Genomic DNA, 26484 nt, shown 5'->3' on the forward strand with positions numbered 1-26484 from the left:
TTAAATTCCCATCCAATTATTAAAAGCTGCTGTTGTTGTTTGACTTGTTTTTAAAACTTCTTTCTGATTTTTTAAACTTATCGAAACAGTATTTTTCGTATAACGATTAATTCGTTCCACAAAATTTCTGTTTATCAATTCGCTTCTATTTATCTTAAAAAACAATTCTGGATTTAATATTTCTTGAATGGAAGTAAGAGAATTTTGATTTAATAAATGCTTTTTTCCTTGCATATCAAATGCGAATACAACGCCATAATCTGCTTGAAAATACACGATTTCTTCTGTCTTTAAAAAATAAATTCCAGTATTCGATTTTACAGAAATAAACTCTTTAAACACTGGTTTATTTCTTTCCTGAAAATAAGCATCTAACTCTTTAAAAATAGCTTGTTGGTTCTGTTGTAAATTCTCTTTTAAATTCTCAAATTTATTCCATGCTTTCTCAAAACGCTCAAAAGTAAATGGTTTTAATAAATATTCTATTCCATTTGTTTCAAAAGCATGCATCCAAAAATTATTATAAGCTGTTGAAAAAATAATCGGAATTTTAATCGTCAAAGAACTATATACATCAAAAACATTTCCATCTCGTAATTCGATATCTGAAAAAATTACATCAACTTCTGGATTTGTTTTTAAAAAATCTAAAGTTGCATCCACAGTTTCAATTTCCGCGATAATTTTATAATCGATTCCTAATTTTTCTATATAATTTTTCAGCTTTTTTCTCGCTGGAGCTTCATCTTCAATTATTGCAATTTTAAACATATTCATTTGTTTTTAGCACTGGCAATTTAACATAAAAAATAGCTTCTGTTTCTTCTATTTCAATTGATTCTTTAAATAATAATAAAAACTGTTCTTGTAAATTCTTTAATGCAACACCATTTGTTTTCTTTTTTCGTTTTAAAGCAATTTTATTATTCTGAATTTTAATCCCATCTTCCCAAAAAACACGAATAATCACAGGATTTTCAGTAGTTCCTAAATTATGGATAATTGCATTTTCTACAAGAATTTGTAAACAAAAAGGCGGAACAATTGTCGAAAGATTTTCAATAGAAACATCAATTTCCAATTTGTAATAATCTTGATATTTTTCTTCCATCAGCTTAAAATAATTCTTTGTAAAAGACAATTCTTCTTGTAATGAAATCAACTCTTTATTAGAATTAATTAAAGAAAAACGATACACTTCCGAAAACTGACTTAAAAATGTAGATGCTTTTTCTTGATCTTCCTCAATTAACTGATCTAAAATATTCAGATTATTAAATAAAAAATGTGGATTTAATTGATTTTGCAATTGTTGAATCTTGCTTTTTGCATCGCTTATCTGATATTCATTCATCAATTTTCTATAATTTTTAGAATCCATAAAATATAGATAAGCCAAAGAAAATCCGCCGAAAATCATGAAATCAACTACGCGATATAAATTCAAAAAAACTATTCTATTCCAAGAATTAAAATTTCTATCAAACGTATTAAAAATAAAAGAAACCAAAACCGAAGAAAGATTGTAATACAGCATATAACCAATAAAACCAATTCCAAAATAATAAAGATACTTTCTCAAAGAAGGAAAATATTCTGTTGATTTTTTCTCAATCTTTTTTTTGATTACACTGATAAAAATAAAAATAATAATCCCTTCAAAAAATATCCAAAAAGGCGCATCAGGATGAAAAGAAATCTCATTTAAATTTTCTCTTGAAGATTTTAAAATGTTATTAAAATTGATAATCCATCCAAAAATAAAAAGGAAAAGAAAAAAATATCTATGTTTTTTAAAATATGCTAAAACCATTTTCATAAGAAAGTAAAATTAAGCAATTGTAATACTTTAGAACTGTATTACAATTGCTAAAATTAATGATTATTTAGGCCAAGAACCAACTACATTTCCTTTTTCATCGAAAGCGATTAATTTCACTTCATTATTACGATCTATACAGAATTTTGCTCTTGGTTTTCCTTTTTTATCAAATAAGAATAAACCATTTTGTTCTCCATAAAATTGACCTAATGCTACTCTTCTAATTCCTGTAAAATATCCTTCTTTTCTTAATTCTTTCCATCTTTTACGTCTTAACTTTGGATCTTTAATTGCTGCTAATTCTGCATTTAATTTCTCCATCATTTCTTGAGATTCATTATCATTTCTATCATTAAATACTAAAGAATTATATCTTTTTCTTTTTCCATCCTCTTTTACATCCGTAGAAAGTAATTGCATCACCTGATCTCCATCATATTGATCATAAGTCAACGAAAGCCCAGCAGAATGTCCTTTTTCATTTTTTGCTCCATCATAAATAAATCCACCACACTCTATTCCGTCTTCATTAAAAAATAACATTCCTGCTCGCTTCTTTCGATCGTGATTATTTCTTCCATTAATTGTATCACCATCTACTGGAAAATGCTCCATATTTGTAATCACCATTTTCACTGTTCCATCTTTTTCAACCACATTAATTCTTTCTACATCTATTGTTCCGAATTTTTGGTTAAAAGGATTTCCATTTTTAAATGCAACTGATACGAAAGTGAACAATCCAACGGCAACTGCTACAGCAAAAGTTCTTAAAAATACTAGTTCTCTTTTTTGATTTTTCATAATATATAATATTGTTTAGTTTGTTATTTCTGAAATCAAAAGTATAGGAGAACTTCGTTTTGTAAAATGTCTTTTTGGTGAACTAAGGAAGAATTCAAATGAAGTAAGGAAAAAAAGGATTGAAACATTTTATGCAAATACAGACTTGTTTTACACAAATGCAGACTTGTTTTATGCAACTGTAAACCTGTTTTACACAAATGTAGACCTGTTTTACACGAATGTAGACTTGTTTTATACAAATGCAGACCTGTTTTACACGAATGCAGACCTGTTTTACGCAAATGCAGACCTGTTTTACACGAATGCAGACCTGTTTTACACGAATGCAGATTTGTTTTATGCAAATGAAGATTTACTGGCGCGAGTTTGCAACTCGTGACCAACAAATATTTTATAAACTTTATTAAGAAAGAATTGGAGATAATAAAAAACAGGCTTGACAAAATAAAATTGCCAAGCCTGTTCTTATTGGAAAAACTAATAATTATTCTTGTGTATCGTCAAAAACCTGATGTTGGTAAGCACCCATATCAGGATTTACTGTTCTATCAACTCCTAAAATATCTAATGGAACTGTCAAAGCAGTTTGTTCATCCGCAGTATTTACAGCAGGAGAATCTTGTCCAATTACCATTTGATTTGAATATGGATCTTTAAAAACTGGATTTTCATTAAAAATATTGTTCTGATAATGTGTGATATCATCGAAATTATATTCAGGAATTTCTGCATAATTTCCTCCAACATCATTAAATTGAATCAGATTATTCTTAAAATTATACTCAAAAAGAGCTCCATCTACTCTATCTACAATTAATTCAATATTACTACTTCCAGAAATAATACAATTCGAAAAATTCGCTTCATATAAATCTCTTGGAATTCTAGTTTCTACTCCATTTTCAACAATTGTAAAATAATTATTGATTAAAACTGCTGGAAACTGACGTAAACCATTTCTCCAGAAATTCGCAAAAGTAGATTGTTTAAAGTTATATGTTCCACCAATTGTAGCTGCTAAAGAAGCATTTCCACTATTATTTATTACAACATTCTCACCATAAATATTCGCTTCTCTTGCCAAGATTCCATAGTTTGAATTATTATAAATTTGTGTATTTCTTAAAGTTAAAGTAGGTTGTGTATTACTTCCAATAGAATCCATCAAGATTCCAATTGTTCCGTTTTTAATTGTTGTATGATTAATAGAATGATTTTTACTTCCAGCACGCAACCAAATTGCGCCCCATTGTCCAGCAACTTCACTTAAAGCAGGTTCTAATCTATCCCCTTCTACTAAAATCGGATTTTCTAAAGTTCCTTCCATTTTTAGTGAAGCCTTTTTAGAAGCAATCAATCCAGAATTCGCATGAAAATGAACTTTTGTTCCTTCTTCTACAGTTAATGTTCCTTCTTCTGGAATTGCTGCATAACCATAAACAACATAAGGTTTTTCATTTGTCCAAGTAGAATTCTGATCTAAATAAAAACCTTGTACTTTTATTGGATCACCATTTGCATCCGTTCCAACAGGAATCGTTTCAATCATTCCATCAGCACTTTTTGAAGGATATAAAAAATGTGCATCTTGAACAAGTGTTACAAGTTTTACATCTTGTAAAATTGAACCACTATCAAAAATTAAAGAATCCGTATAAATTGGATTTGAAACCGCATTATAATCAATGGTAGTTTCAATAAAAACATACATACTATCTTTTGCTAGAATCTCGATATTTTCAAAGCTTTTTCCTGGAATTCCATCCACATTAATTCTATAATTCGAATTATTTCCTCTTCCAAGTCGAATTGAAGGAATATAAATATCTTCAGAACTATGGTTATAAACTTTCAAATTGTAAGTACTCGAACCAATGTTTGTAAATACAGTATCTAAATACACAGTATCCTTAGAAAAACCTAATCGTCCTGTATTTTGAACAGTTTCAAAATCTTTTCTACATGAAGCAAAAAATAAGATAGAAATAATGGCAATAAAAACGGTGATTTGTTTCATATGAATTAGTGTTTCATAGCTATTAACTTTGTAAGCTATTTTTTATTGTGAAAATGAAGAAAGAAAATCACATTCTACGTTAAAAATGTGATTTTTCTTGCAAATTATTTTCTTCTCTTTAATTTAATTTCAAAAAGCTTATTCCAACGCTTTCCTGTTACAAACAAACGATCATTTTCTTTATCATAAGCAATTCCGTTTAAAACATCATCTTGCTTATCTTTAATTCCTGTCATTTGTTCAGCTAATTTAGTCATATTTGCTACAGCTTCAATTGCTCCAGTTTTTTCATCAATGATTAAAATAGAGTTTTGCTGCCAAACATTTGCGTAGATTTTTCCATTGATATATTCTAACTCATTAATCTTTTCTACTTTTCTCGTATTAGTATAAGCTTCGATATATCCTTCCTCTTTCTGATTTTCACCATTTAAGAACCAAATCTTTTCTGTTCCATCTGATTTGATTAATCTCTTTCCATCATTTGTTAATCCCCAACCTTCTCTACTTTTTCCATATTTGAAAGTTCTTTCTTCTTCAAAAGTCTCAGGATTTCTGATAAATCCAATTCCTTTTTTCCAAGTTAATTGAAATAATTTATCATTTAAGAATGTAATTCCTTCACCAAAATATTCTTTTGGTAAATCATACTTTTCTAAAACTTTTCCTGTTTCAATTTCTACTTTTCTTACAGATGATTCACCATATTGTCCAGTTCCTTCATATAAAAATCCATCTCTATATTCTAAACCTTGTGTATATGCTGTCGGATCGTGAGGATATGTATTTACAATTTCGAAATCCATTACTATAAATGGATTTTTCGCAAGAAAATAAACAGTGTTAACTAGTTTTTTTGTTTTATCTTGATAATAAACTGTAGCTGAAACTGCATGTTTTCCTAATCTATAATCATTAATATCAACTGTAATATCTGCTCCTTTTGTCGCTGGAAGTTTTTTCCCATCAATACTAAATTGTACAGAATCAACCTCTTGATTATTTTGTTCTTTTAGACTTAAAGTTAGTTTTTTATCTGTTTGAATTTTCTTCGGAGAAGTTAATTTAAATTGGTATTCCTTTGTACATGAAGCGAATAACATTGCTGTCATCCCTACAGTAATCAGAGATCTAATTGACATAATTAATTGTGTGTTAATCTTTTGATTTTAGTAAATAAATTTCTTTTTATTTGTTTGCAGTTTCAAAAATATGATTAAATTTGCAGTCTGAAAAATAAATATACACTTAAAAACGAGTTCAGATGAAAAAAGGTATACATCCAGAAAACTATAGAATGATTGCATTTAAAGATATGTCAAACGGAGACGTATTTTTAACTCGTTCTGTTGCTAACACAAAGGAAACTATCGAGATTGATGGAGTTGAATATCCTTTGATGAAATTAGATATCTCGAGAACTTCTCACCCATTCTACACTGGAAAAACTAAACTTATTGATACTGCAGGACGTATTGATAAATTCAAATCTAAATATGCTAAGTTTAAAAAATAATTTAAACTTTGATAACTTATTACAGAAAGCCTTCAATTTTGGAGGCTTTTTTGTTTTTCTTATTTAAAACTCATTAAAATTATCATTTTCTCAAAATAATTCAATATTTTTGAGATGTGATTGCTTTTATGATATAAATCATAAAAGTAGCTGTGATCAAGTCGTAACTTTACAACGTGAAAACTAATAGATTACATAGCGTCTTTTCTATTCTTATATCGTTTAGTATTTTATTCTATTCGATACAAAGCGCTATTATTCTTAGTTCGTTCTATCTTAATCAAGAATATATCGCTAAAAATCTTTGTGTTCAAAAAGATAATCAGCAAGGTTGTAATGGTAAATGTCATCTTGTAAAAACATTAAACGATAGTTTTCAACAACAAGATTTACAAAATCCTGAACAAGAAAAAAACGAAAGTTTTTCTATTCTTCGAATGCAACTTCCAGAAGAAATCGAAATTACTTTTCATTCTATTGTTATAAATACTTCCAAAACTATTTTCTCAAAAAATACTTCTTGGAAAAATTGTTTACTTCAAATAGATCTTCCACCTCCAAAAGTTTCTTTAGTTTAATATTTACTTTCTCAATTTTGAATTTATATGTTTGTTTTAAACACTCATAAGATACTTTATATTCAAAATTCAAACCTTCATAAACCTTTATTGAGTTTAAAATAAAGCAATAAATAAGATTGATTGGTAAATATTTTTAGATTTCTATAGTGAAAGAAAAATTCACTTTTCTCAAATTCATTTATAATAAAATTAAAAGAAGGTCAGAATCTATTGACAAGGATGTTTTTTGACTTTATGGAATTGGTTTGCCTTGTTCAAAAATAGTTATAGTTAGTTTCAAACCAATTTCTTTATCTAAAATTTCAACTTAAAGAAACTAAATCATGAAAACGTTAAAATATATAATTCCAATCTTATTCAGTATTTTTTTCATCGCTTGTTCTAATGATGATGATGATACAACTGCAATTCCACCAAACACAGATGATTCTGTAGAAAATTTAATGTTAGCTACTACAATCACAAACGATACACACGAAATTGAAGTTTATACAGAAGACGGAAAAATACATCAAGGATACACAGAATTTACTTTTAGAATTAAAGAAAGTTCTACAGAAAACTATATTTCTGATGTAAATTTTTCTTGGAATCCTGTGATGCAAATGCCTTCTATGCAGCATTCTTGCCCTACTTCTTCTATTACAAAAATTGCAAATTCAAAAGCTCTTTATACTGCTTATGCAATTTTCCAAATGACAGGAGAAAATGGAACAGGTTGGACTTTAAATTTTGAATATACAATTGCTAATCAAACTTATGAAGCTTCGAAAGAAATTAATGTAAAAGCAGCTGAAAAGAAAAATGTAGCGGTTTTTATGGGAAGTAACGGTATAAGATATGTTTTAGGTTTAATTCCAGCAAAACCAGAAATCGGAATTAATGATTTGACATTAAGTTTGCATAAAATGACAAACATGATGCAATTTGATGTAATTACAGATCATGCAATCACTTTTGACCCAAGAATGCCTGCAATGGGAAATCATTCTTCACCAAATAATGAAAATCCAACTTTTGATACAACTTCAAATTTATATAAAGGAAAAGTTTCTTTAACAATGACTGGTTACTGGACATTGAATTTCACCATTTCTGATGCTGATAATACATTAGTTGCAGGAAATGAAATTACAAATGATAATCCTGAAAGCTCTGTAATGTTAGAAATTGAATTTTAATATTTAAATAAACGCTGCCCTTGCCTTATTTTCCATCTGAAAATCCCAGTTTTAGATGGGAAATTGAGGGCTTTTACTATAAAAATTAAATCTGAAAAAATTCAGAAATCATGAAAGCAATAGTAAACATATTTCTTTTGCTTGGTTGTTTCTACACAAGTTTTTCTCAAAATCAAGAAACTCCAAAAGATTCTATTGTAGAATTAGAAGATGTCATTGTGATTGGAAAACGTAAATTCAACCATCAGAGATATGAAAAACCGTTGGCTTCTTTAGATGAATATTTAGAGAAATCAAGAAAAGTTTCTATGATAAAACGTGGAAATTATGCTTGGGAGCCGACATTGAACAATATGACAAGTGATCGACTTTCTGTAACTATTGATGGTATGCAAATTTTCGGAGCTTGTACGGATAAAATGGATCCAATTACTTCTTATGTTGATATTTCCAATTTAAACGAACTTCAAATCCATTCTGGTCAAAAAGGAACCGAATTTTCAAATGCAATTGGTGGAGGAATCAATATGCAATTAAAGAAAGGAAAATTTATAGATACTGGTTGGGGAGGCGCTGTTGATTTAGGTTATGAAACAAATGGAAATGGAAAAACTACAGGAGCAGAAATAGATTATTTTGGAGATAAATTCTATTTTAAAGCAAATGGAATGTATCGTAATTATGATAATTATGATGCTGGTGGACATAAAGAAATTCTTTATTCTCAATTTACAAAATACAATATCGCAATCAATTCGGGAATTCAAACTTCAGAAAATGGAGTTTTAGATGCTACTTTTATTTATGATGAAGCAAATGATGTAGGATATCCAGCACTTCCAATGGATGTTTCTTTAGCAAAAGCGATAATTTCTGCGTTGAATTACACTCATAAATTCGATCGCGAAGAAGGAATTCTTTCTTGGGAAGCAAAAGCTTATTATAATACAATCACGCATATAATGGATGATTCGCAACGTCCAGATTTACCTGTTCGAATGGATATGCCTGGTTGGTCTAAAACATATGGAGCTTATTTTAAGTTAATAGGAAAAAAAGGAAGACACAATTGGCTGTTAAATGCAAATTCTTTTTACAATCAAGCAAAAGCAGAAATGACAATGTATGTGGAAGGTCAGCTTCCAATGTTTATGATAACTTGGCCAGATTTACGAACGTTTGATAAAGGGATTTATGGAGAAGATATTTTTCAAATTGACAAACAAAACTCGATACAATTTACAGCTAGAATCGCTCATCATACAAACGAAATTAAAGATGAATTAGGTTTTAAAAGCTTGGAAATATTTTATCCAGATATTGAAAAAAACAGAAATCAAATCCTATTTAGTTCTGGAGTAAATTATACTTTAAATAGAGATAATTTTACATGGAATTTTGGAGCTGCTTATGGAGAAAGAGCTGCAAATACGAGTGAAGGTTATGGTTTTTTCTTATTTAATAGTTATGATAATTTTGATTATATCGGAAATCCTGATTTGAAAAAAGAGAAATCTGTGGAATTAAATTTTAAAACTGTTTATCAGAAAAACAAATTTTCATTAGGTTTTGAAACTTCTGCTTTTCATATTTATAATTATATTATTGGTTTGGTTGATTCTGAATTAACACCAATGACTTTGGGAGCAAATGGTGTGAAACGCTATGCTTCTTTAGAATATGCAAATTTGTTTAATGCAAGTATTTTCACAACAATTTCTCTAATTCAAAATTTAAATTGGGAAGGAAATATAATTTATTCTTATGGTGCTGATAATGATGGAAAAGCACTTCCATTAATCAGTCCCATTAGTTTTAAAAGTAAATTTTCTTATCAATATAAAAAGCTTGGTTTAGAATTTTTAACAAAAGCTAATACAGAGCAAGTTCGTTATAATGAAGCTTATGGAGAATCTCCTACAGCTGGATTTGTGATTTTCGATTTAAATGCTTCTTATGATTTTAAAATCCAAGAAAAAAATATCTATTTAAAAGCAGGAATTGAAAATCTTTTTGATAAAGAATATACAACTTTTGCAGATTGGAATTCGATTCCTAGAAAAGGAAGAAGCTTTTTTATGAATCTTTCTTATAAATTCTAACAAATTTTTCTTTGCTTAAAAAAGTGTGTTGTATTAATTAATTTTACAGCATACTTTTTTAATTTGTTTTTCATCTAAAAAATGAAAATTTAAACCTATCTCTAATTAAGTTTTTATTTAATTCACTTTTTTTATTAAAAAGTAAAAAGCTAATTAAATTATTCACTTATACTCTATTTTATTCTTTTAAAAGAAATTAAAACTCTAATTTTTTATTAAAATTCTTAAAAAGAATGTTAATCAATTTTAACGAAAATTCTTATTCTTCAGAATATTTTTTTAATAATTTAACACTCTTAAAATCAGCTAAAAAACCTTTAATTTCTTTATTTTAAGATAAAAAGGTCTTTTATTTTTCATTTTATGATTTATATCATGAAATAAGGAATCTAACCACTCTAACTTTGTACTGTTCTTAATACTCAACCAGATGAGTATTCACATTTTTATTTATTCACAATGAATTGATCATTGAAAACTTCAAACCAATTAAGATGAAAAGTGTAATTAAAATCACAATGTTTTTGAGCATGTTAGTACTAATTATTAGCTGTGGCTCAAAAGAGGAAAAAAAAGCACCTGTAGAATCTAAACCTGTTAAAACAGAAAAACCTGTTAAAATTAATACTTCAGAAGAAGGTGTCAATCTACATTATAAAGGTGTTGGAGAAATTAAATCCGTAGAATTAGGTCCTGTTGATGAGAAATTAGCAGAAAAAGGAAAAGAAATTTTCACTTCTAAATGTTCTGCGTGTCATAAAATGGGTAAAAAGTTTATCGGACCTGATTTACAAAATGTTCTAAAAAGACGTTCGCCAGAATGGGTAATGAACATGATTTTAAATCCAGAAAAAATGATCAAAGAAGACCCAGTTGCGAAACAATTATTATTAGACTTCAACGGCGCTCCAATGGCAAATCAAAATTTAACAAAAGAAGATGCAAGAGCTGTTGTAGAATACTTTAGAACTGTACAACAATAGAATATAAAGTAAATATTATGAAGAAAATAAATGGTTTAATCGGTGTACTTATTGCAAGTCTCGTTATGTTGACGAGTTGTAATAATTCGGAGACTACTCCTAAAAAAAGTGGAGGAGCTTTAAAATCTTCAGCTGCAGAAAAAGTTTATGTAGCACCAGGAGAACATGATGAGTTTTATGCTTTTGTTTCAGGAGGGTTTAGTGGACAACTTTCTGTTTATGGTTTACCTTCAGGAAGATTATTTAAGGTAATTCCTGTATTCTCGCAAGACCCTGAAAAAGCATGGGGATACAATGAAGAAACAAAACCTATGTTAAATACTTCTCATGGATTTGTTCCTTGGGATGATGCGCATCACCCTGATATTTCACAAACAAATGGAGAAGTTGATGGACGATTTGTATATATCAATGCAAACAATACACCTCGTATTGCGAAAATTGATTTATCAACTTTTGAAACGACAGAAATTTTAGAAGTTCCAAATAGTGCAGGTAATCACAGTTCTTCTTTTGTAACAGAAAACTCTGAATATGTTGTAGCAGGAACTCGATTCTCTGTTCCTTTTCCACAAAGAGATATGTCAATTAAAGATTATAAAGGAAATTTCAAAGGAGCTTTATCTTTTATCAAATTAGATCAAGAAGATGGAGGAATGGATTTAAGTTTCCAAATTATGATGCCTGGATTTAATTATGATTTAGCGCATCCAGGACGTGGAAATTCACATGGATGGTTCTTCTTTACTACTTATAATACAGAGGAAGCAAATAGTTTATTAGAGGTAAATGCATCTCAAAATGATAAAGATTTTATTGCTGCTGTAAACTGGAAAAAAGCAGAAGAATATATCAAAGCAGGAAAATTTAAAACAGTTCCAGCTAATTATGCACACAATGTTTATGATGAACATACGCACACTGCAACTTCTACAATGAAAAAAGAAGTTAGAATTTTAGATCCAGCAGAATGTCCAGGATTAGTTTATTTCTTACCAACGCCAAAATCTCCTCACGGAGTGGATGTAGATCCAAGTGGTGAATATATTATTGGTAATGGTAAATTGTCTGCAAACTTAACTGTTCACTCTTTCACAAATATGATGAAAGCTATTGAAAGTGGAAATTTTGCAGGAGAAGCTTATGGAATTCCAATTTTAAAATTCGAAGATGTTTTAGGAGGAGTTGTTGAACAACCAGGATTAGGACCTTTACATACAGAATTTGATGGAAAAGGAAATGCATATACAACATTCTTTATTTCTTCAGAAGTTGTTAAATGGAAACTTGGAACTTGGGAAGTTATTGATAGAAAACCAACTTATTATTCTGTTGGACATATAATGATTCCTGGAGGAAATTCAAGAAAACCATTTGGTAAATATGCAATTGCAATGAATAAAATTACAAAAGATAGATATTTACCAACAGGGCCAGAAGTTACACAATCTGCACAGCTTTATGATATTACTGGAGAAAAAATGGAATTACTTCTAGATTTCCCAACTATTGGAGAGCCACATTATGCAGCAGGTATTCCAGCTGATTTAGTGAAACCTAGATCTAAAAAATATTTCCCTCTAGAAGAGAATAAACATAAATATGCAACAAAATCAGAATCTGAAGCGAAAGTTGTAAGAGATGGAAATGAGGTTCATATTTACATGACAATGATTCGTAGTCACTTCGCACCAGATAATATTGAAGGTGTAAAAGTTGGTGATAAAGTATATTTCCACGTAACGAACTTAGAACAAGATTATGATGTTCCTCACGGAATTAGTATGATTGGAGCAAATACTTCAGAATTACTAATTATGCCAGGACAAACAGAAACATTCTTGTGGGAACCAAAACAAGTTGGAGTTTGGCCATTCTATTGTACAGATTTCTGTTCGGCTCTTCACCAAGAAATGTCAGGATACGTTAGGGTATCTCCAAAAGATTCCAACATTGATTTAAGTTGGTCTCTAGGAGAATAAAAATAAATCTCAAAACTCTGGAAACAGGTGGTAAATCACTACCTGTTTTCTTTAAAATGATGTTATTATGAAAATCTCAAAACTAATGATGATTCTAGGAGCAATCTCTATTTTAGGATTATTTGTTTTTCCTCTATGGAGAATTACTTTAGAAGCTCCACAATATCCTATTCCATTGGCAATGGATATATACATCAACGATTTTGCGGACGTTCATCCTCATGATATTAAAAACATCAATTTGATGAATCATTATGTTGGAATGCAATACATCCCAGAATCTATTCCAGAGTTTACAATTTTTCCAATCGTTATTGCAGTAATGTCTGTTTTAGGAATTGCTGTAGGTTTTATAGGAAAACACAAGCTTTTCTTAGCTTGGTTTATTTTGATGCTACTTTTAGCAATTGCAGGAATGTATGATTTCTATTTATGGGAACATGATTATGGACATAATTTAGATCCAAATGCAATCATGAAATTTACGAATAAAGATGGTTCTGTAATGGGATTTCAACCTCCCCTTTTCGGTTCTAAAGATATTCTAAATTTCAAAGCACATTCTTATCCACAATTAGGAGCAATTTTCTTAGCAATCGGAATGGCATTATCCTTTATTTCCTTTTTTGTAGGAAAAAAACAACAAAAATAACGATTTGATTATGTAAAACTCGTTTAAGGTTTCAAAGCTCAATTCACCCTTGAAATTAAAACATTAAACAGTTTTTCATTAAAAATTAAAAAGAATTAAAAGAGAAAAGTGATGCGAATATTAGTTATAAGTTTTATGATGTTGTTACTCATTTCTTGTGAAGTGAAGCAACAACCAATTGAATATGGAAGTGATGCTTGTCATTTTTGTAAGATGACAATTGTAGACAAACAACACGCTTCTGAGCTTGTTACAAACAAAGGAAAAGCATTCAAATTTGATGCAATCGAATGTTTGGTAAATTATATAAATGCTGGAAATGTTGAAACAAATGAAATCGGACTTTTACTAGTTTCAAATTATCCTGAAAAAGATCATTTAGTTGATGCAAAAACTGCAACTTATTTAATCAGTGAAAAAATTCCTAGCCCAATGGGATACAACCTTTCTGCTTTTGAAAAGAAAGAAGAAGCTGAAAAAACGCAAAAAGCAAAGGGTGGACAAATTTATACTTGGAATGAATTAATTGAAAAAATCAAATAACCAAGTTTTCTGAAATAAAGCATTGTTTAATGAATTAATACGAATAAAGATGAAATATAAACGAAATGCTTTTAGAAAACTAACCATACTTTTTATTGGATTATTTTTTCTAAATCAGTTTTCAAGTTTTGCAAAAACAATTATTGTTTGTGAGACTTGTGAGAATAAAAGTATCAAAGAAGCTGTTCAATTTTCGGAAGCTAACGACACTATTTTAGTTAAAAAAGGAACATACCACGAATACAATATTATTATTGATAAACCGCTGACAATTATCGGAGAAAATTATCCAGTAATTGACGGTGATTTAAATGGTGAAATAATCACAATTATTTCTGATAATGTTACTGTTGATGGACTTTTTATAATTAATGTTGGAACAAGTTATACAGAAGATTATGCAGCTGTTCGAGTTCGAAGAAGTAAAAATTTCTTGATTCAAAACTTGGTATTAGAGAAATTATTTTTCGGAATTTATTTAGAAAAATCTAAAGATGGTAGAGTATATCACAATAAAATAATTGGAGATGCAAAAGAGGAATATAATTCAGGAAATGGAATCCAATTATGGTATTGTAAAAATGTAGAAATCGAACACAATTTTGTGGAACATGTTCGTGATGGAATATATTTAGAATTCTCCGATTTCTGCACAATTAAAAACAATGTAAGTACTTTTAATGTCCGCTATGGATTGCATTTTATGTTTTCAAATGATGATAGTTATGAAGACAATATTTTTGAAAAAAATGGAGCTGGTGTTGCTGTAATGTTTTCAAAGAGAATTAAAATGTTGAACAATTCTTTTCGAGAAAATTGGGGTTCTGCTTCTTATGGTTTGTTATTAAAAGAAATCAATGATGCAGAAATTTCAGGAAATACTTTTGAAGAAAATACCATCGGAATCAATATCGAAGGATCCAATAGAGTTTTATATGAAAAGAATAATTTCATCCGAAATGGTTGGGCGATTAAAGTTCGTGGTGCGTGTTATACAAACACATTTACGAAAAATAATTTCTTATATAATTCATTCGATGTTGCCTATAATAGTAAAGTAAATGATAATGTTTTCGATAAAAATTATTGGAGTAATTATACTGGTTACGATTTAAATAAAGATGGAATTGGAGATGTTCCTTATCGTCCAGTGAAATTGTTTTCTTATATCGTAAATGAAACTCCAGAAACAATTGTTTTATTGAGAAGTTTGTTTATTGATTTAATTGATTTCTCAGAAAAAGTTTCACCAATTTTTACACCAGATAATTTAGTGGATAAAAACCCTTTAATTCGAAAAATGCCATGATAGAAGTTAGAGATTTACACAAGAAATTCGCAAAAAATAGGGTTTTACAAGGTGTAGAACTTTCTATTCCAAAAGGCGGGATTTTCGCTGTTCTTGGACCAAATGGTTCTGGAAAAACAACTTTGATTAAATCCATTTTAGGAATGGTAATTCCAAATAAAGGAACAATTGAAGTTTTTGAACAAAATATTAAAAACAACGCTGCATATCGAAATCAGATTAATTATTTACCACAAATTGCCAATTTTCCAAGCAATTTAAAAGTAAAAGAATTAATTCGAATGATAAAAGATTTGAGAAAAGATAGTGCAGACGAAAAAGAATTAATTGCTCTTTTTAAGTTAGAACCTTTTCTAAATAAAAAACTTGGAAATTTATCTGGAGGAACAAAACAGAAAGTGAACTTAGTTTTGACTTTTATGTTTGATAGTCCATTAATTATTCTAGATGAACCAACAACTGGATTAGATCCGATTGCACTGTTACATTTAAAAGAACTAATCAATAAAGAAAAAAATAAAGGAAAAACAATCATGATTACAAGTCATATCATGAGTTTTGTTGAAGATGTTTCGGACGAGATTGTTTTCCTTTTAGAAGGTGTTATTTATTTCAAAGGAACAATTCAAGCCTTGAAAGAAAAAACACAACAAAAAGATTTTGAACACGCAATAGCAACCATTTTAACAGATAATCATGCTTAAGATATTAAAATATAGTTTTTTTGACCTGATACGAAGCAGATGGAGTTATGTTTATTTCGCATTTTATCTGTTGTTAGGTTTTGTTTTATTGTTTTTGAATAACGATTTATCAAAAGCAATCATCACATTGATGAATGTAATCATCATGCTTGTGCCACTTATCGGAACTATTTTCGGTGTTATGTATTTTTACAATTCAAAAGAATTTACAGAACTACTATTAGCACAACCACTTAAACGAACATCTATTTTTGTAGGACAATATTTAGGCGTAGCACTTTCTCTTGCTTTAAGTTTAGTATTAGGTCTTGGAATTCCTTTTGTGCTTTATGGACTTTTTACCTCAGCAATCATTTGGAATTTTACCTTATTACTCATTACGGGAGTATTTTTAACCTTCATATTCACAGCTTTGGCGTTTAATATTGCGCTTTCCAATGAAAATAAAATCAAAGGATTTGGTTATGCGATTTTATTATGGCTTTTCTTGGCTGTGATATATGATGGTATCTTTTTGATTTCCTTAATCATTTTTCAGGATTATCCGCTTGACAAGCTATCCTTAGGAATGTCTATGCTTAACCCTATCGATTTGTCTAGAATTCTAATTTTACTAAAATTAGATATTTCCGCACTTCTTGGTTATACTGGAGCTATTTTTAAAAAATTCTTTGGTTCTAACTTTGGTGTAATTATTTCTTTTTTAATGTTATCTATTTGGGTTATTCTGCCAATCTTAAGGATAGTTTTTAAATCAAAGAAAAAAGACTTTTAAGGATTATAGTTTGATTTATTTTAAAATGTTTTTCAAATTCTGATAGATTCAGAAGCTAGTTTGAAAATAGTCTAGAATTTCGGTTTTAGACTATTTTCTTTTTTATTTTGAATTAAAAAAAAGCGCAAATAAAAAGTTAAATAAGCATTATAAATGAAAAAGAAAGAACATTTTTTTATAAATTAATTACAAATTAAAAACATCTACTAATTCTTTTATTCCCCCAGTAATATCTAGAAATTTAATACTTAGAAAGCATACATTTTTAGCAAGTTTTTGGTAATTTTGTAGCCTTGTTTTAAGTTGATTTTTTTAATCTTTTTTAAACAAGTTTTTGAAATGATTTTCACTTGAGTATTTTAAAATAACTTTAATGAAATTAGGATGAATGACGTTTTTGGAAAAAGTAATTTTCATAGAAGAATATTAATAATTTTTGTTTTAATTTTTACAAACTTCCCTGTTTTTTCACAACAAGAAAAAAAGAAAAATCCATTTGAATTTTATTTAGATGCAGATCATAAACAATGGATTAAATTAAGCATGTACACACAATTTTGGGGAAGATATATTGATTTAAATCCAGGTAGCGCGATAGATGATGTGGAGAAAAAAGAAATTTGGGATGTTTCGATTCGTCGTTTCCGTTTGGGAGCGCAATTTCAAGCTACAGATAAATTATTTTTTGTCTTAAATTTTGGAACAAATAATATCAATCAAAACTTGCGAAAAGATGCACATTTAAATATCCTAGATTTAAACGTTACATACGAACTTTCGGATTATTTTAATGTTGGAGCAGGAAAATCAAATTGGGATGGATTATCTCGTTATAATTCTAGCAGTACAAGTTCTTTGATTGTTAGTGATGCGATTTCTGTAACAGTTCCTGTGAATGGTGTTTTAGATGATTCTGATCGTGAGCTTAATGTTTTCTTTAAAGGAAAAATCAAAAAATTAGATTATCGTCTTGTGGTTTCTAAAGGATTTTATTCAGATAACGAATTTAACAATGAACCAAATCCTATTGGAAATATTGCAAATTTCACAGATACCAAATCTAATTTTAAATTTTCTGGATATTTTAAATACGAATTTTTAGCTCAAGAAAGTAATAAAACAGCGACAAGTGCTGGAACCTATTTTGGAGCAAAAAATGTAATGAGTTTAGGAGCTGGTTTTAGTCATTTAACGGATGGACTTTGGTATTACAACAGTCAAAATCAGATTACTTATGCAGACATGCAACTTTTCGCAATAGATTTCTTTTTAGATCATATGGTGAATAAAAGAAAAAATGCAGTTTTCACAACTTATCTTGCTTTTTTTAATTATGATTTTGGTCCAAATTATATTCGAAATGTCGCTGTAAATAATCCTGTAAATTCTAGTTTGGATAATGTAACTTTCAATGGAAGTGGAAATGCTTTTCCTGTAATTGGAACTGGTAATACACTTTTCACACAATTTGGTTATTTAATTCCAAATAAAAATTATCCAAATGAAAAACAACAATTTCAACCATATATAAATTTTCAGTATTCGGATTTTGAATATTTGACTAATAAAATGATTTATTTTGATTTTGGGTTAAATTGGCTTTTGGATAAACATAATTCAAAATTCACTTTAAACTTTCAAAACAGACCAATTTTTGTAGAAAGAAATGACCAACGCGTGGAAGATGAAAGAAAATGGAGTGTTTTATTACAATACCAATTTAAAATTTAAATGTGAGGACGCTTTTTAATCATTCCTCCTTTGGTATCTTTTACACTATTCATTACAATAAATGCATTTGGATCAATTTGGTTTATTTCTCTTTGAAACTTTGCAACTTCTAATCGTGTAATTACAGTATAAAGAATTGCGACTTCATTATTTTCGCGACTATAACCTCGCTCTCCTTTGTATATAGTAACTGCACGTTTCATTTCATGGATAATATGCGAACGAATTTCTTCACTTTGTTCAGAAATAATCGTAATTCCAGTATATTCTTCAATTCCTTCAAGAATAAAATCAATGGTTTTTGAAGCTGTAAGATATGTAAGTATCGCGTAAAGTGCTATCTCGATAGAAAGAACATAAGCTCCAAATCCGAAAATAATTACATTAAAAATCAGGACAAAATCACTTATTTTCAAATTTAATTTTCGACTTAAATAAATAGCAACAATCTCCGTTCCATCTAAAACAGCTCCACCCCGAATGGAGAGCCCAATTCCTAAACCTAGGAAAAATCCTCCAAAAGCAGCAATTAAAACTTTATCAGAAGTTACAACAGGATAATGAACAAAATGAATAACGATTGCAAGTGTGATAATTGCAATAATACTTTTGATTGCAAATGTTTTTTCCACATGAAAAAATGCTAAAGCAATAAAGGGAATATTAAGTAAAACTAAATACAAAGAAACAGAAATTCCAGTAACTTCTTTTAATAAAAGAGAAATTCCAGTAACTCCACCATCAATAAATGAATTGGGGAGTAAAAAACCTTCCAAACCAAATCCAGCTGAAAGAATTCCTAGAATAATAAAAGTTGCATCCGTTAAAAAGCATTTTAATTTGTATCTAATTTTAGTCATTTTTCATTTTGGTTTTACTTAAAATTACAAATAATCTATTTCTCTAAATATTAATTACTTATTAAAAAAAAGTATTCCATATTTATATTTTGTACCTTGTTATTTTCCAAAGTATTTTCTCATGAAAAGAGATCCAAAATTTATTATCGAAGGACCAATCAACAAAGTTTTATTCAAACTTACTTGGCCGATGGTTTTTGGTGTCATGGGAATTTTTATTTTCAACCTCATCGATACTTTTTTCATTGGAAAATTAGGTGTTGATAATCTTGCTGCAATTAGTTTTACATTTCCAGTAGTTGCTTTTGTTGGAAGTATTGCGATGGGAATTAGTGTTGGAGCTGCCGCAATTGTTTCCAAAAAATTTGTTTCAGAACCAAGAAATGAAGTTCGAGTTTTTGCTTGGGAAACTTTACTTCTTGCCTTACTCGCTGTTTTTATTGTAATGATTGTTGGTTTAAATACAATTGAACCAACATTTAAATTATTAGGAGCAAAACAAGAACAATTATTATTGATTGACGAGTTTATGTCTATTTGGTATTTTGGAACTATTTTTTTGGTGATTCCAATGGTTGGAAATGGAATTATCCGTGCAACTGGCGATACATTTACTCCTGGAATTGTGATGATTACTTTTGCGATTTTCAATGCTGCAATTGATCCATTTTTAATCTTTGGTATTGGTCCTTTTCCAAAATTAGGAATTAAAGGAGCTGCAATTGCAACTGTTTCGAGTCGTGCAATTATTGCTGTTATTTGTCTTTATATTTTAATTAAAAGAGATAAAATTCTTCATATCCATTTTCGAAAGTTTACCACAATTTTAAACACTTGGAAAAAAATTATTTCTATCGCAGGACCTTCTGCAATTGGATTAATTATCGCTCCTTTATCTATTGCAATTGTAACAAAATTAATTTCAAATTATGGAAAAGAAGCTGTTGCAGCTTTTGGAATTGTTTCTAAAGTAGAGTTATTTGGATTAATTATTATTACAGCATTAGCTTCTGTAATGACGATTTTTACTGGTCAAAATTTCGGAATGAAAAATTGGAAACGATTGAAAATTGCAGCGAAAAGAACTACTATTTTTTCTCTTATTATGGGATTAATTCTTTTGATTTGTTATAAAATTTGGTCCAAAGACATCGGTGAACTTTTCAGTACTGATGAAGAAGTAATTAAAGTTACAATGCAATATTTTGGTATTGTTGCATATAGTTATGGTTTTCAAGGAATTTTTCAAATTAGTTCTGCAATGTTTAACGGATTAAATAAACCTCTTTCTTCACTTTCCATTGTTGTAATTCGAATGTTTGTTTTATATGTTCCTCTAGCATATATTCTTTCCAAATTAATTGGAATCAGTGGAATTTTCTGGGCTGTTTTTATTGCAAATATTATTGTTGGAATAATAAGTTATTTTTGGATTCAAAAATATATTTCAAGACAACAAAATCTTAACTAGTTCCGATTTTTTCTAACATTCCTTTAAAAATAAACCCATGAAAAGGCAAAACGCTATACCAATACAATCTACCAGAAACTCCTTTTGGGCGAAAAGTTGCTGTTTGATGTAAAATATTTTTTTCACAAATTTTAAATTCTAACCAAGCTTCACCAGGAACTTTCATCTCAGCAAAAAGCAATAATCTTTTTTCATCTTTATTTGCATAAATTACTCTCCAGAAATCCAAAGTATCTCCTGCATGTAATTCAGTTGGGTTAGTTCTTCCTCTTCTCAAACCAATTCCTCCAACCATTTTATCCATAAATCCTCTAATTTTCCAAAGCCAATTTGCATAATACCAACCATGCTTTCCTCCTATTTTCCAGATATTTTTTACGACTCTATCAGAATCTTGTATCTCCATATTTCTTTTATCAACAAAACAACCAAATGTTGGAACTTGTACATAATTAGAAATATTCTCTTTGAAAAGTCCACTTACCAAAGAATCTTTCCAACTAGAAATAATATGATGTTGTTCAATTCTATCAAAAGCCAATTTAATAGCTTCTTTATAAGTTAAAGGTTTAATGCCAAAATACTCTAAGAGATTTAACTGATTTGGATTACAAATTACCTCAACTTTCATACTTTCTACTAAATTTATTGCTAGATTATAGGAAGTAGAAGTAACAAAATATAACCAATAAGAAGAAAGTCTGGGTGTCATCACAGGAAGAATTAAAATATAACGTTTAAATCCACGAACTTCTGCATATTGTTGCAACATATCTTCATAAGTTAGAATTTCATCCATTCCAACATCAAAACTTTCATCATATACTTTTTCACAAAGAATACATTTTTGAAGTACTGTTAACATATCACGAATTGCAATTGGTTGCGATTTCGTTTTAAGCCATCTTGGTGTAACCATCACAGGAAGTTTTTCGACTAAATCACGAATAATCTCAAAGGAAGCACTTCCAGAACCGATGATAATTCCAGCTCTTAAAGTTGTTAAATGATATGTTCCTTTTTTTAGAACTTCTTCTACATGTTTTCTTGAAATTAAATGTTTGGAAAGATGTTTTTCATTGACTATTCCACTTAAATAAATTACTTGCTTACAAGAAGTCGTTTTTATATAATCTCTAAAATTTTCAGCAGATTGAATTTCCAAAGATTCAAAATCACCAGAAGTTGCGCTCATCGAATGAATCAAATAAAAAGCAACATCAATATCTTTTGGAATTTGTTTTAAAGAATTTTCATCTAAAAAATCAACTTCAATAATCGATACTTTTTCCTCTTCTATTTCTTCATAAGGAAAGCGATTTTTATCACGTACGGTACAAATTACTTCATAACCATCTTCCAGTAAAAGCGGTAATAATCTTTTCCCAATATATCCTGTAACTCCTGTAAGTAGTACTTTTTTCATGATTTGACAGTTAATTTTCTCCTATAAAATTACTATAAATCTGAAATTAAAATCGATAAATAAAAGTGAAAATTTAAATAAATTTAGGAAAGTAAAAAGCAAAAAAAAAGCGTCCCGAAGAGATACACGGGAAGCTTTCCATTGGCCTTAATAAAACCACGACATTATAAAAAATGCCAAAACAACACAACTAAACCGCTAATTATTCTGCGGCTTACAAAGATACGTCTATTTTTCAATGTGGCAAATTTTATTCAAAAAATTTTGAATTACAAAGAGTTACCATAAATATGAAAACAGTAAAAACTAAACTTTTTTTAATCTTACAACTATTTTGCGTTTAAAAAACACATAAAAACGAATTTAAAATGTTAATTTTTTGAAAATTATTTAAAAATAAAAAATAAAGATTTTTTGTAAATCGTTGTATTTTTTTAAAAAATGTATAAATACTTTCCTGTTTTCATGGTATAATTTCTTATTATAGATTGTATATTTGCAGCTTATAACGTTAAACGATTTTAAAAAATAGGCAAAAATGCAATTATCAGAACAAGAGATTGTAAGAAGAGAATCACTTCAAAAACTTAGAGACTTAGGAATTGATCCGTATCCGGCGGCTGAATTTAAAACAACTGCTTACATTAAGGATATTAAGGAGAACTTTGAAAGTTTCGAAGGGAAGGAAGTTATTCTTGCAGGAAGAATGATGAGCCGTAGAATCATGGGAACTGCTTCTTTTGCAGAGTTAAAAGATTCTACAGGTCGTATGCAAATTTATATTAACAGAGATGAAATCGCTCCGTCTGAAGATAAAACACTTTACAATACTGTATTCAAGAAATTAATGGATATGGGAGATATTATTGGTGTAAAGGGTGAGGTATTTAAGACGAAAGTTGGTGAAACTTCTGTTAAGATAAAGGAGTTGACTCTTTTGTCTAAATCGTTACGTCCTTTACCAGCTGTAAAAACAGATGCTGAAGGTAAAGTACATGATGCTTTTTCGGATCCAGAATTGAGATACAGACAACGTTATGTTGACTTAATTGTAAATGATCATGTAAAAGATACTTTCATCAAAAGAACAAAAATTACAAACGCAATGCGTCAGTTCTTTAATGAGCGTGATTATTTAGAAGTAGAAACTCCAATTTTACAACCAATTCCTGGTGGAGCTGCTGCACGTCCATTCGTAACACATCATAATGCTTTAGATATTCCTTTATATTTAAGAATTGCAAACGAATTATATTTAAAAAGATTAATCGTTGGTGGTTTTGATGCTGTTTATGAATTTGCAAAAGATTTCCGTAATGAAGGAATGGACAGAACACATAATCCAGAGTTTACAGTAATGGAACTTTATGTTGCTTACAAAGATTACAACTGGATGATGGGAATGACAGAAGAACTTTTAGAAAAAGTAGCTGTAGAAGCAACTGGAAGTTCAACTGTAACTGTTGGAGAAAATGAAATTAGCTTTAAAGCACCTTATCCAAGAGTTCCTATTTTAGAAGCAATTAAAACACATACAGGATATGATGTTGCCGGAATGAATGAAGAAGAACTTCGTGAGGTTTGTAAAAAAGTAGATATTCCAGTAGATGAAACAATGGGAGTTGGAAAATTAATCGATGAATTATTTGGAGAGAAATGTGAGCATCATTATATCCAACCAACATTTATTACAGATTATCCAAAAGAAATGAGTCCTCTTACAAAAGAGCACCGTTCGAATGATAGATTAACTGAGCGTTTTGAATTAATGGTAAACGGAAAAGAATTAGCAAATGCTTATTCGGAATTAAATGATCCAATTGACCAAAAAGAGCGTTTTGAAGATCAATTAAAGCTTTCTGAAAAAGGAGATGATGAAGCAATGTTTATCGATCACGATTTCGTTCGTTCTTTAGAGTATGGAATGCCTCCTACTTCTGGAATTGGAATCGGAATTGATCGTCTTGTGATGTTAATGACAAATAATTCTTCTATTCAAGAAGTATTATTCTTCCCTCAAATGCGTCCAGAGAAAAAACAAGTTTCTTTAACAGAAGAAGAAAAAGCAATTTTCGAAATTTTAAAGAAAGAAAATACAATTGCTTTAAATGATTTAAAATCTCAAAGCGGTTTATCAAACAAGAAATGGGATAAAAGCATTAAATCTTTGACAAAAAATAATCTAGCAAAAGTAAATAAAACAGAAGAAGGTTTATTTGTAGAAATGGCTTAAGATTATTCAACAATATAAAAAAAAGGAATTACAATAAAGTAATTCCTTTTTTTTGTCTTTTTTTTAAAATAAAAGTAACCAAATCTGTTTTTATTCGTTATTGAATTAATTAAAATACACGAAAATGATACAGAATCTTTTGGTACAAAATTTAGAATCTTCCACTTTTTATTTTGATAAAAAAAAATATGTTTTAAGCGGAACCTTTTTTCTTGTTTTCTTTCTTATTTTTTACACACCTTTTAATTTATCAAATACATTTTACAGTTCTAAAGAAATAGAAATTATAAGTGTATTCTTTACTTTTACTGAAGGATTTTGTGCATTTTTAAGTTTATATATTTCACAATTTATTTTTAGAAAATATTTTTTCCATTCTAAAATGCATCTTAAAACACATTTTCAATTATTCTTTATAGAAAATATGTTAATCGTGGCTTTGCTTCCTTTTTTTGGTTATGCATTTTCTAAAATTTATGGTTTACCAATTCATATAAGTCAGAATTTAATTCAAAACGAATTTTTAAATACATTATTTATATATAGTGTTCATTTAATGATATTGATTTTTCCATTTGTTGGAACTTTATTTTTCTCTAAAATGAGAAGTTTAAATTCAGAAAAAAATTCGTTAGAAAATAAAATACAACTATTGAAAGTTGAAAATCCAACTATAGAACTACAACAAGAAATTGCAATTGAAAATGACAAAGGAAAAGTGGAATTAAAATTGACTTTAGATTCACTTCTTTATTTAGAATCCAACAATCAATATGTGATGATTTATTATGTCAAAAAAGGAAAATTAGTAAAAAGGATTGTTCGAAATCGATTAAAAAATATGTTGAAAGAATTGGAAAAATTTAAAATTATACAATGTCATCGTTCTTATGGAGTAAATATTCATCATGTAAATTATATAAAAACAATGAAGGGAAATCGTTATCTGTTTTTACAAGAAAATTCAGCATATAAAGTTCCTGTTTCTAAAACTTATTTCACCAAAATTCAAGAAATTCTTCAAAACTAATCTTTTTTCATTTTCATTCACTCCAAAAAGCATCATTTCACTCAATAGTCTGTGTTTCCATTTGTTCCATCCTAGGTTGATATTATAGTTTTGCTGCAAACAAATAAAATTATCAACTATAATTATGATGAAAAGATTAAATATTATTGTTTTTCTTTTAGGAATTATTTCCATGCATGCACAGAAGGATGAGCAAACTAAAAAAGTAACTTGGGGAATTAAAGCTGGACTTGATTTTGCGACTTTTTCTGGAAATATTACGAATGCAGATTTGAGTACAAGAATATCGTTTCATGTTGGAACGATGGCAGAAATTAAAATTTCTGATAATTTTTCTTTACAGCCAGAATTTTTATATACATCTAAAGGATCCAGAAATGGAGACAATACTGACAATGGCATTGTTTTAGAATATTTAGAATTGCCAATTATAGCAAAATATTATGTAGCGAAGAATTTTAGTTTGGAGGCTGGTCCTGGAATTGGTTTTGCATATTTAGCGACTTTAGGAGGTTCAGACCCTGTAATTTCAAGTGAAATAAATAGATGGGATTTTGGATTAAATTTTGGAACGAGTTATAAAATCAATGGAAAATTTCATGTTGGAATGCGATATTATTTAGGGTTAACGAATGTAAATAGTTCGGATGGAAGTAAAACAATTCCAACACTTCCTTCAGATGATTTTAAAAACAGAACTTTTTTGATTTCAATTGGCTATTTCTTTTCAAGAAAATAAAATTAAAGGCTTAAAACAAG

23 protein-coding genes are annotated in these 26484 nt (G+C 28.9%); 16 read left to right on the top strand and 7 right to left on the bottom strand.

Features of this window, described 5'->3' with window-relative positions:
- The 5 genes from I1A51_RS00660 to I1A51_RS00680 all read right to left on the bottom strand — a co-directional run bounded on the left by I1A51_RS00660 (position 1) and on the right by I1A51_RS00680 (position 5788).
- Positions 1–771 (bottom strand): LytR/AlgR family response regulator transcription factor, encoded by a 771-nt coding sequence (locus tag I1A51_RS00660; protein WP_196890451.1) that lies wholly within the window; start codon positions 769–771, stop codon positions 1–3.
- Positions 764–1819: a sensor histidine kinase gene (locus tag I1A51_RS00665; RefSeq protein ID WP_196890452.1), complete on the bottom strand. Its 1056-nt coding sequence runs from the start codon at positions 1817–1819 to the stop codon at positions 764–766. Before I1A51_RS00665 ends, I1A51_RS00660 begins: the two co-directional genes overlap by 8 nt.
- Before the next feature lie 63 nt (positions 1820–1882).
- Positions 1883–2626: a hypothetical protein gene (locus tag I1A51_RS00670; protein WP_196890453.1), complete on the bottom strand. Its 744-nt coding sequence runs from the start codon at positions 2624–2626 to the stop codon at positions 1883–1885.
- A gap of 487 nt (positions 2627–3113) precedes the next feature.
- Complete coding sequence (locus tag I1A51_RS00675) at positions 3114–4646, bottom strand: hypothetical protein (protein ID WP_196890454.1); 1533 nt, start codon at positions 4644–4646, stop codon at positions 3114–3116.
- Positions 4647–4750: 104 nt separating this feature from the next.
- Positions 4751–5788 carry a glutaminyl-peptide cyclotransferase gene (locus tag I1A51_RS00680; protein ID WP_196890455.1) on the bottom strand — a complete coding sequence of 346 codons (1038 nt, stop codon included), beginning with the start codon at positions 5786–5788 and terminating at the stop codon, positions 4751–4753.
- Between the two features lie 122 nt (positions 5789–5910).
- Between I1A51_RS00680 and I1A51_RS00685 the strand changes: the two genes are divergently transcribed.
- The 12 genes from I1A51_RS00685 to I1A51_RS00740 all read left to right on the top strand — a co-directional run bounded on the left by I1A51_RS00685 (position 5911) and on the right by I1A51_RS00740 (position 18705).
- Positions 5911–6162 carry a type B 50S ribosomal protein L31 gene (locus tag I1A51_RS00685; RefSeq protein WP_196885099.1) on the top strand — a complete coding sequence of 84 codons (252 nt, stop codon included), beginning with the start codon at positions 5911–5913 and terminating at the stop codon, positions 6160–6162.
- 176 nt (positions 6163–6338) lie between these two features.
- Positions 6339–6740 carry a hypothetical protein gene (locus I1A51_RS00690; protein WP_196890456.1) on the top strand — a complete coding sequence of 134 codons (402 nt, stop codon included), beginning with the start codon at positions 6339–6341 and terminating at the stop codon, positions 6738–6740.
- A gap of 326 nt (positions 6741–7066) precedes the next feature.
- Positions 7067–7924, top strand: coding sequence for a hypothetical protein (locus I1A51_RS00695; protein ID WP_196890457.1), 858 nt, complete (start codon positions 7067–7069; stop codon positions 7922–7924).
- A gap of 110 nt (positions 7925–8034) precedes the next feature.
- Entirely contained in the window at positions 8035–10026 is a 1992-nt protein-coding gene (locus I1A51_RS00700; RefSeq protein WP_196890458.1) for a TonB-dependent receptor, read from the top strand.
- Positions 10027–10520: 494 nt separating this feature from the next.
- Positions 10521–11009 carry a c-type cytochrome gene (locus I1A51_RS00705; protein ID WP_196890459.1) on the top strand — a complete coding sequence of 163 codons (489 nt, stop codon included), beginning with the start codon at positions 10521–10523 and terminating at the stop codon, positions 11007–11009.
- Positions 11010–11026: 17 nt separating this feature from the next.
- The gene (nosZ, locus tag I1A51_RS00710) at positions 11027–12991 is read left to right on the top strand and encodes a Sec-dependent nitrous-oxide reductase (protein ID WP_196890460.1); all 1965 of its coding nucleotides are present in this window, start codon (positions 11027–11029) and stop codon (positions 12989–12991) included.
- Positions 12992–13058: 67 nt separating this feature from the next.
- Positions 13059–13643, top strand: coding sequence for a hypothetical protein (locus I1A51_RS00715; RefSeq protein ID WP_196890461.1), 585 nt, complete (start codon positions 13059–13061; stop codon positions 13641–13643).
- Between the two features lie 111 nt (positions 13644–13754).
- Positions 13755–14186: a nitrous oxide reductase accessory protein NosL gene (locus tag I1A51_RS00720; protein WP_196890462.1), complete on the top strand. Its 432-nt coding sequence runs from the start codon at positions 13755–13757 to the stop codon at positions 14184–14186.
- Positions 14187–14235: 49 nt separating this feature from the next.
- Positions 14236–15495 carry a nitrous oxide reductase family maturation protein NosD gene (locus I1A51_RS00725; protein WP_196890463.1) on the top strand — a complete coding sequence of 420 codons (1260 nt, stop codon included), beginning with the start codon at positions 14236–14238 and terminating at the stop codon, positions 15493–15495.
- Positions 15492–16199 carry an ABC transporter ATP-binding protein gene (locus I1A51_RS00730; RefSeq protein WP_196890464.1) on the top strand — a complete coding sequence of 236 codons (708 nt, stop codon included), beginning with the start codon at positions 15492–15494 and terminating at the stop codon, positions 16197–16199. Before I1A51_RS00725 ends, I1A51_RS00730 begins: the two co-directional genes overlap by 4 nt.
- Positions 16192–16974, top strand: coding sequence for an ABC transporter permease (locus tag I1A51_RS00735; protein WP_196890465.1), 783 nt, complete (start codon positions 16192–16194; stop codon positions 16972–16974). The genes I1A51_RS00730 and I1A51_RS00735 overlap by 8 nt, the downstream gene beginning before the upstream one ends.
- A gap of 384 nt (positions 16975–17358) precedes the next feature.
- Complete coding sequence (locus tag I1A51_RS00740; protein WP_196890466.1) at positions 17359–18705, top strand: porin family protein; 1347 nt, start codon at positions 17359–17361, stop codon at positions 18703–18705.
- Here I1A51_RS00740 and I1A51_RS00745 read toward each other — a convergent pair.
- On the bottom strand, positions 18702–19565 hold the full coding sequence (locus tag I1A51_RS00745; RefSeq protein ID WP_196890467.1) for a YitT family protein: 864 nt from the start codon (positions 19563–19565) through the stop codon (positions 18702–18704). The two genes, I1A51_RS00740 and I1A51_RS00745, sit on opposite strands and share 4 nt — an antisense overlap.
- Before the next feature lie 121 nt (positions 19566–19686).
- Between I1A51_RS00745 and I1A51_RS00750 the strand changes: the two genes are divergently transcribed.
- The gene (locus tag I1A51_RS00750; protein ID WP_196890468.1) at positions 19687–21036 is read left to right on the top strand and encodes an MATE family efflux transporter; all 1350 of its coding nucleotides are present in this window, start codon (positions 19687–19689) and stop codon (positions 21034–21036) included.
- Here I1A51_RS00750 and I1A51_RS00755 read toward each other — a convergent pair.
- On the bottom strand, positions 21029–22462 hold the full coding sequence (locus I1A51_RS00755) for an SDR family oxidoreductase (RefSeq protein ID WP_196890469.1): 1434 nt from the start codon (positions 22460–22462) through the stop codon (positions 21029–21031). The two genes, I1A51_RS00750 and I1A51_RS00755, sit on opposite strands and share 8 nt — an antisense overlap.
- A 538-nt stretch (positions 22463–23000) precedes the next feature.
- Here I1A51_RS00755 and lysS point away from each other — a divergent pair.
- The 3 genes from lysS (at position 23001) to I1A51_RS00770 (ending at position 26464) form a co-directional block, all read left to right on the top strand.
- Positions 23001–24695, top strand: coding sequence for a lysine--tRNA ligase (gene lysS, locus I1A51_RS00760; RefSeq protein WP_196890470.1), 1695 nt, complete (start codon positions 23001–23003; stop codon positions 24693–24695).
- Positions 24696–24819: 124 nt separating this feature from the next.
- Entirely contained in the window at positions 24820–25725 is a 906-nt protein-coding gene (locus tag I1A51_RS00765) for a LytTR family DNA-binding domain-containing protein (protein WP_196890471.1), read from the top strand.
- A 127-nt stretch (positions 25726–25852) separates the two neighbouring features.
- Positions 25853–26464, top strand: coding sequence for a porin family protein (locus I1A51_RS00770; protein ID WP_196890472.1), 612 nt, complete (start codon positions 25853–25855; stop codon positions 26462–26464).
- Positions 26465–26484: the final 20 nt, after the last annotated feature.

This window comes from Aureivirga marina, assembly GCF_015767265.1.
In the GTDB taxonomy this organism is placed as follows: Bacteria; Bacteroidota; Bacteroidia; order Flavobacteriales; family Flavobacteriaceae; genus Aureivirga; species Aureivirga marina.

Coding starts and splice junctions, on each gene's coding strand:
- I1A51_RS00745 (WP_196890467.1), bottom strand. CDS start 19,565: ATGACTAAAATTAGATACAAATTAAAATGCTTTTTAACGGATGCAACT.
- I1A51_RS00700 (WP_196890458.1), top strand. CDS start 8,035: ATGAAAGCAATAGTAAACATATTTCTTTTGCTTGGTTGTTTCTACACA.
- I1A51_RS00665 (WP_196890452.1), bottom strand. CDS start 1,819: ATGAAAATGGTTTTAGCATATTTTAAAAAACATAGATATTTTTTTCTT.
- I1A51_RS00675 (WP_196890454.1), bottom strand. CDS start 4,646: ATGAAACAAATCACCGTTTTTATTGCCATTATTTCTATCTTATTTTTT.
- I1A51_RS00720 (WP_196890462.1), top strand. CDS start 13,755: ATGCGAATATTAGTTATAAGTTTTATGATGTTGTTACTCATTTCTTGT.
- nosZ (WP_196890460.1), top strand. CDS start 11,027: ATGAAGAAAATAAATGGTTTAATCGGTGTACTTATTGCAAGTCTCGTT.
- I1A51_RS00755 (WP_196890469.1), bottom strand. CDS start 22,462: ATGAAAAAAGTACTACTTACAGGAGTTACAGGATATATTGGGAAAAGA.
- I1A51_RS00670 (WP_196890453.1), bottom strand. CDS start 2,626: ATGAAAAATCAAAAAAGAGAACTAGTATTTTTAAGAACTTTTGCTGTA.
- I1A51_RS00765 (WP_196890471.1), top strand. CDS start 24,820: ATGATACAGAATCTTTTGGTACAAAATTTAGAATCTTCCACTTTTTAT.
- I1A51_RS00705 (WP_196890459.1), top strand. CDS start 10,521: ATGAAAAGTGTAATTAAAATCACAATGTTTTTGAGCATGTTAGTACTA.
- I1A51_RS00770 (WP_196890472.1), top strand. CDS start 25,853: ATGAAAAGATTAAATATTATTGTTTTTCTTTTAGGAATTATTTCCATG.
- I1A51_RS00685 (WP_196885099.1), top strand. CDS start 5,911: ATGAAAAAAGGTATACATCCAGAAAACTATAGAATGATTGCATTTAAA.
- I1A51_RS00695 (WP_196890457.1), top strand. CDS start 7,067: ATGAAAACGTTAAAATATATAATTCCAATCTTATTCAGTATTTTTTTC.
- I1A51_RS00725 (WP_196890463.1), top strand. CDS start 14,236: ATGAAATATAAACGAAATGCTTTTAGAAAACTAACCATACTTTTTATT.
- I1A51_RS00750 (WP_196890468.1), top strand. CDS start 19,687: ATGAAAAGAGATCCAAAATTTATTATCGAAGGACCAATCAACAAAGTT.
- I1A51_RS00660 (WP_196890451.1), bottom strand. CDS start 771: ATGTTTAAAATTGCAATAATTGAAGATGAAGCTCCAGCGAGAAAAAAG.
- lysS (WP_196890470.1), top strand. CDS start 23,001: ATGCAATTATCAGAACAAGAGATTGTAAGAAGAGAATCACTTCAAAAA.
- I1A51_RS00735 (WP_196890465.1), top strand. CDS start 16,192: ATGCTTAAGATATTAAAATATAGTTTTTTTGACCTGATACGAAGCAGA.
- I1A51_RS00680 (WP_196890455.1), bottom strand. CDS start 5,788: ATGTCAATTAGATCTCTGATTACTGTAGGGATGACAGCAATGTTATTC.
- I1A51_RS00715 (WP_196890461.1), top strand. CDS start 13,059: ATGAAAATCTCAAAACTAATGATGATTCTAGGAGCAATCTCTATTTTA.
- I1A51_RS00730 (WP_196890464.1), top strand. CDS start 15,492: ATGATAGAAGTTAGAGATTTACACAAGAAATTCGCAAAAAATAGGGTT.
- I1A51_RS00740 (WP_196890466.1), top strand. CDS start 17,359: ATGAATGACGTTTTTGGAAAAAGTAATTTTCATAGAAGAATATTAATA.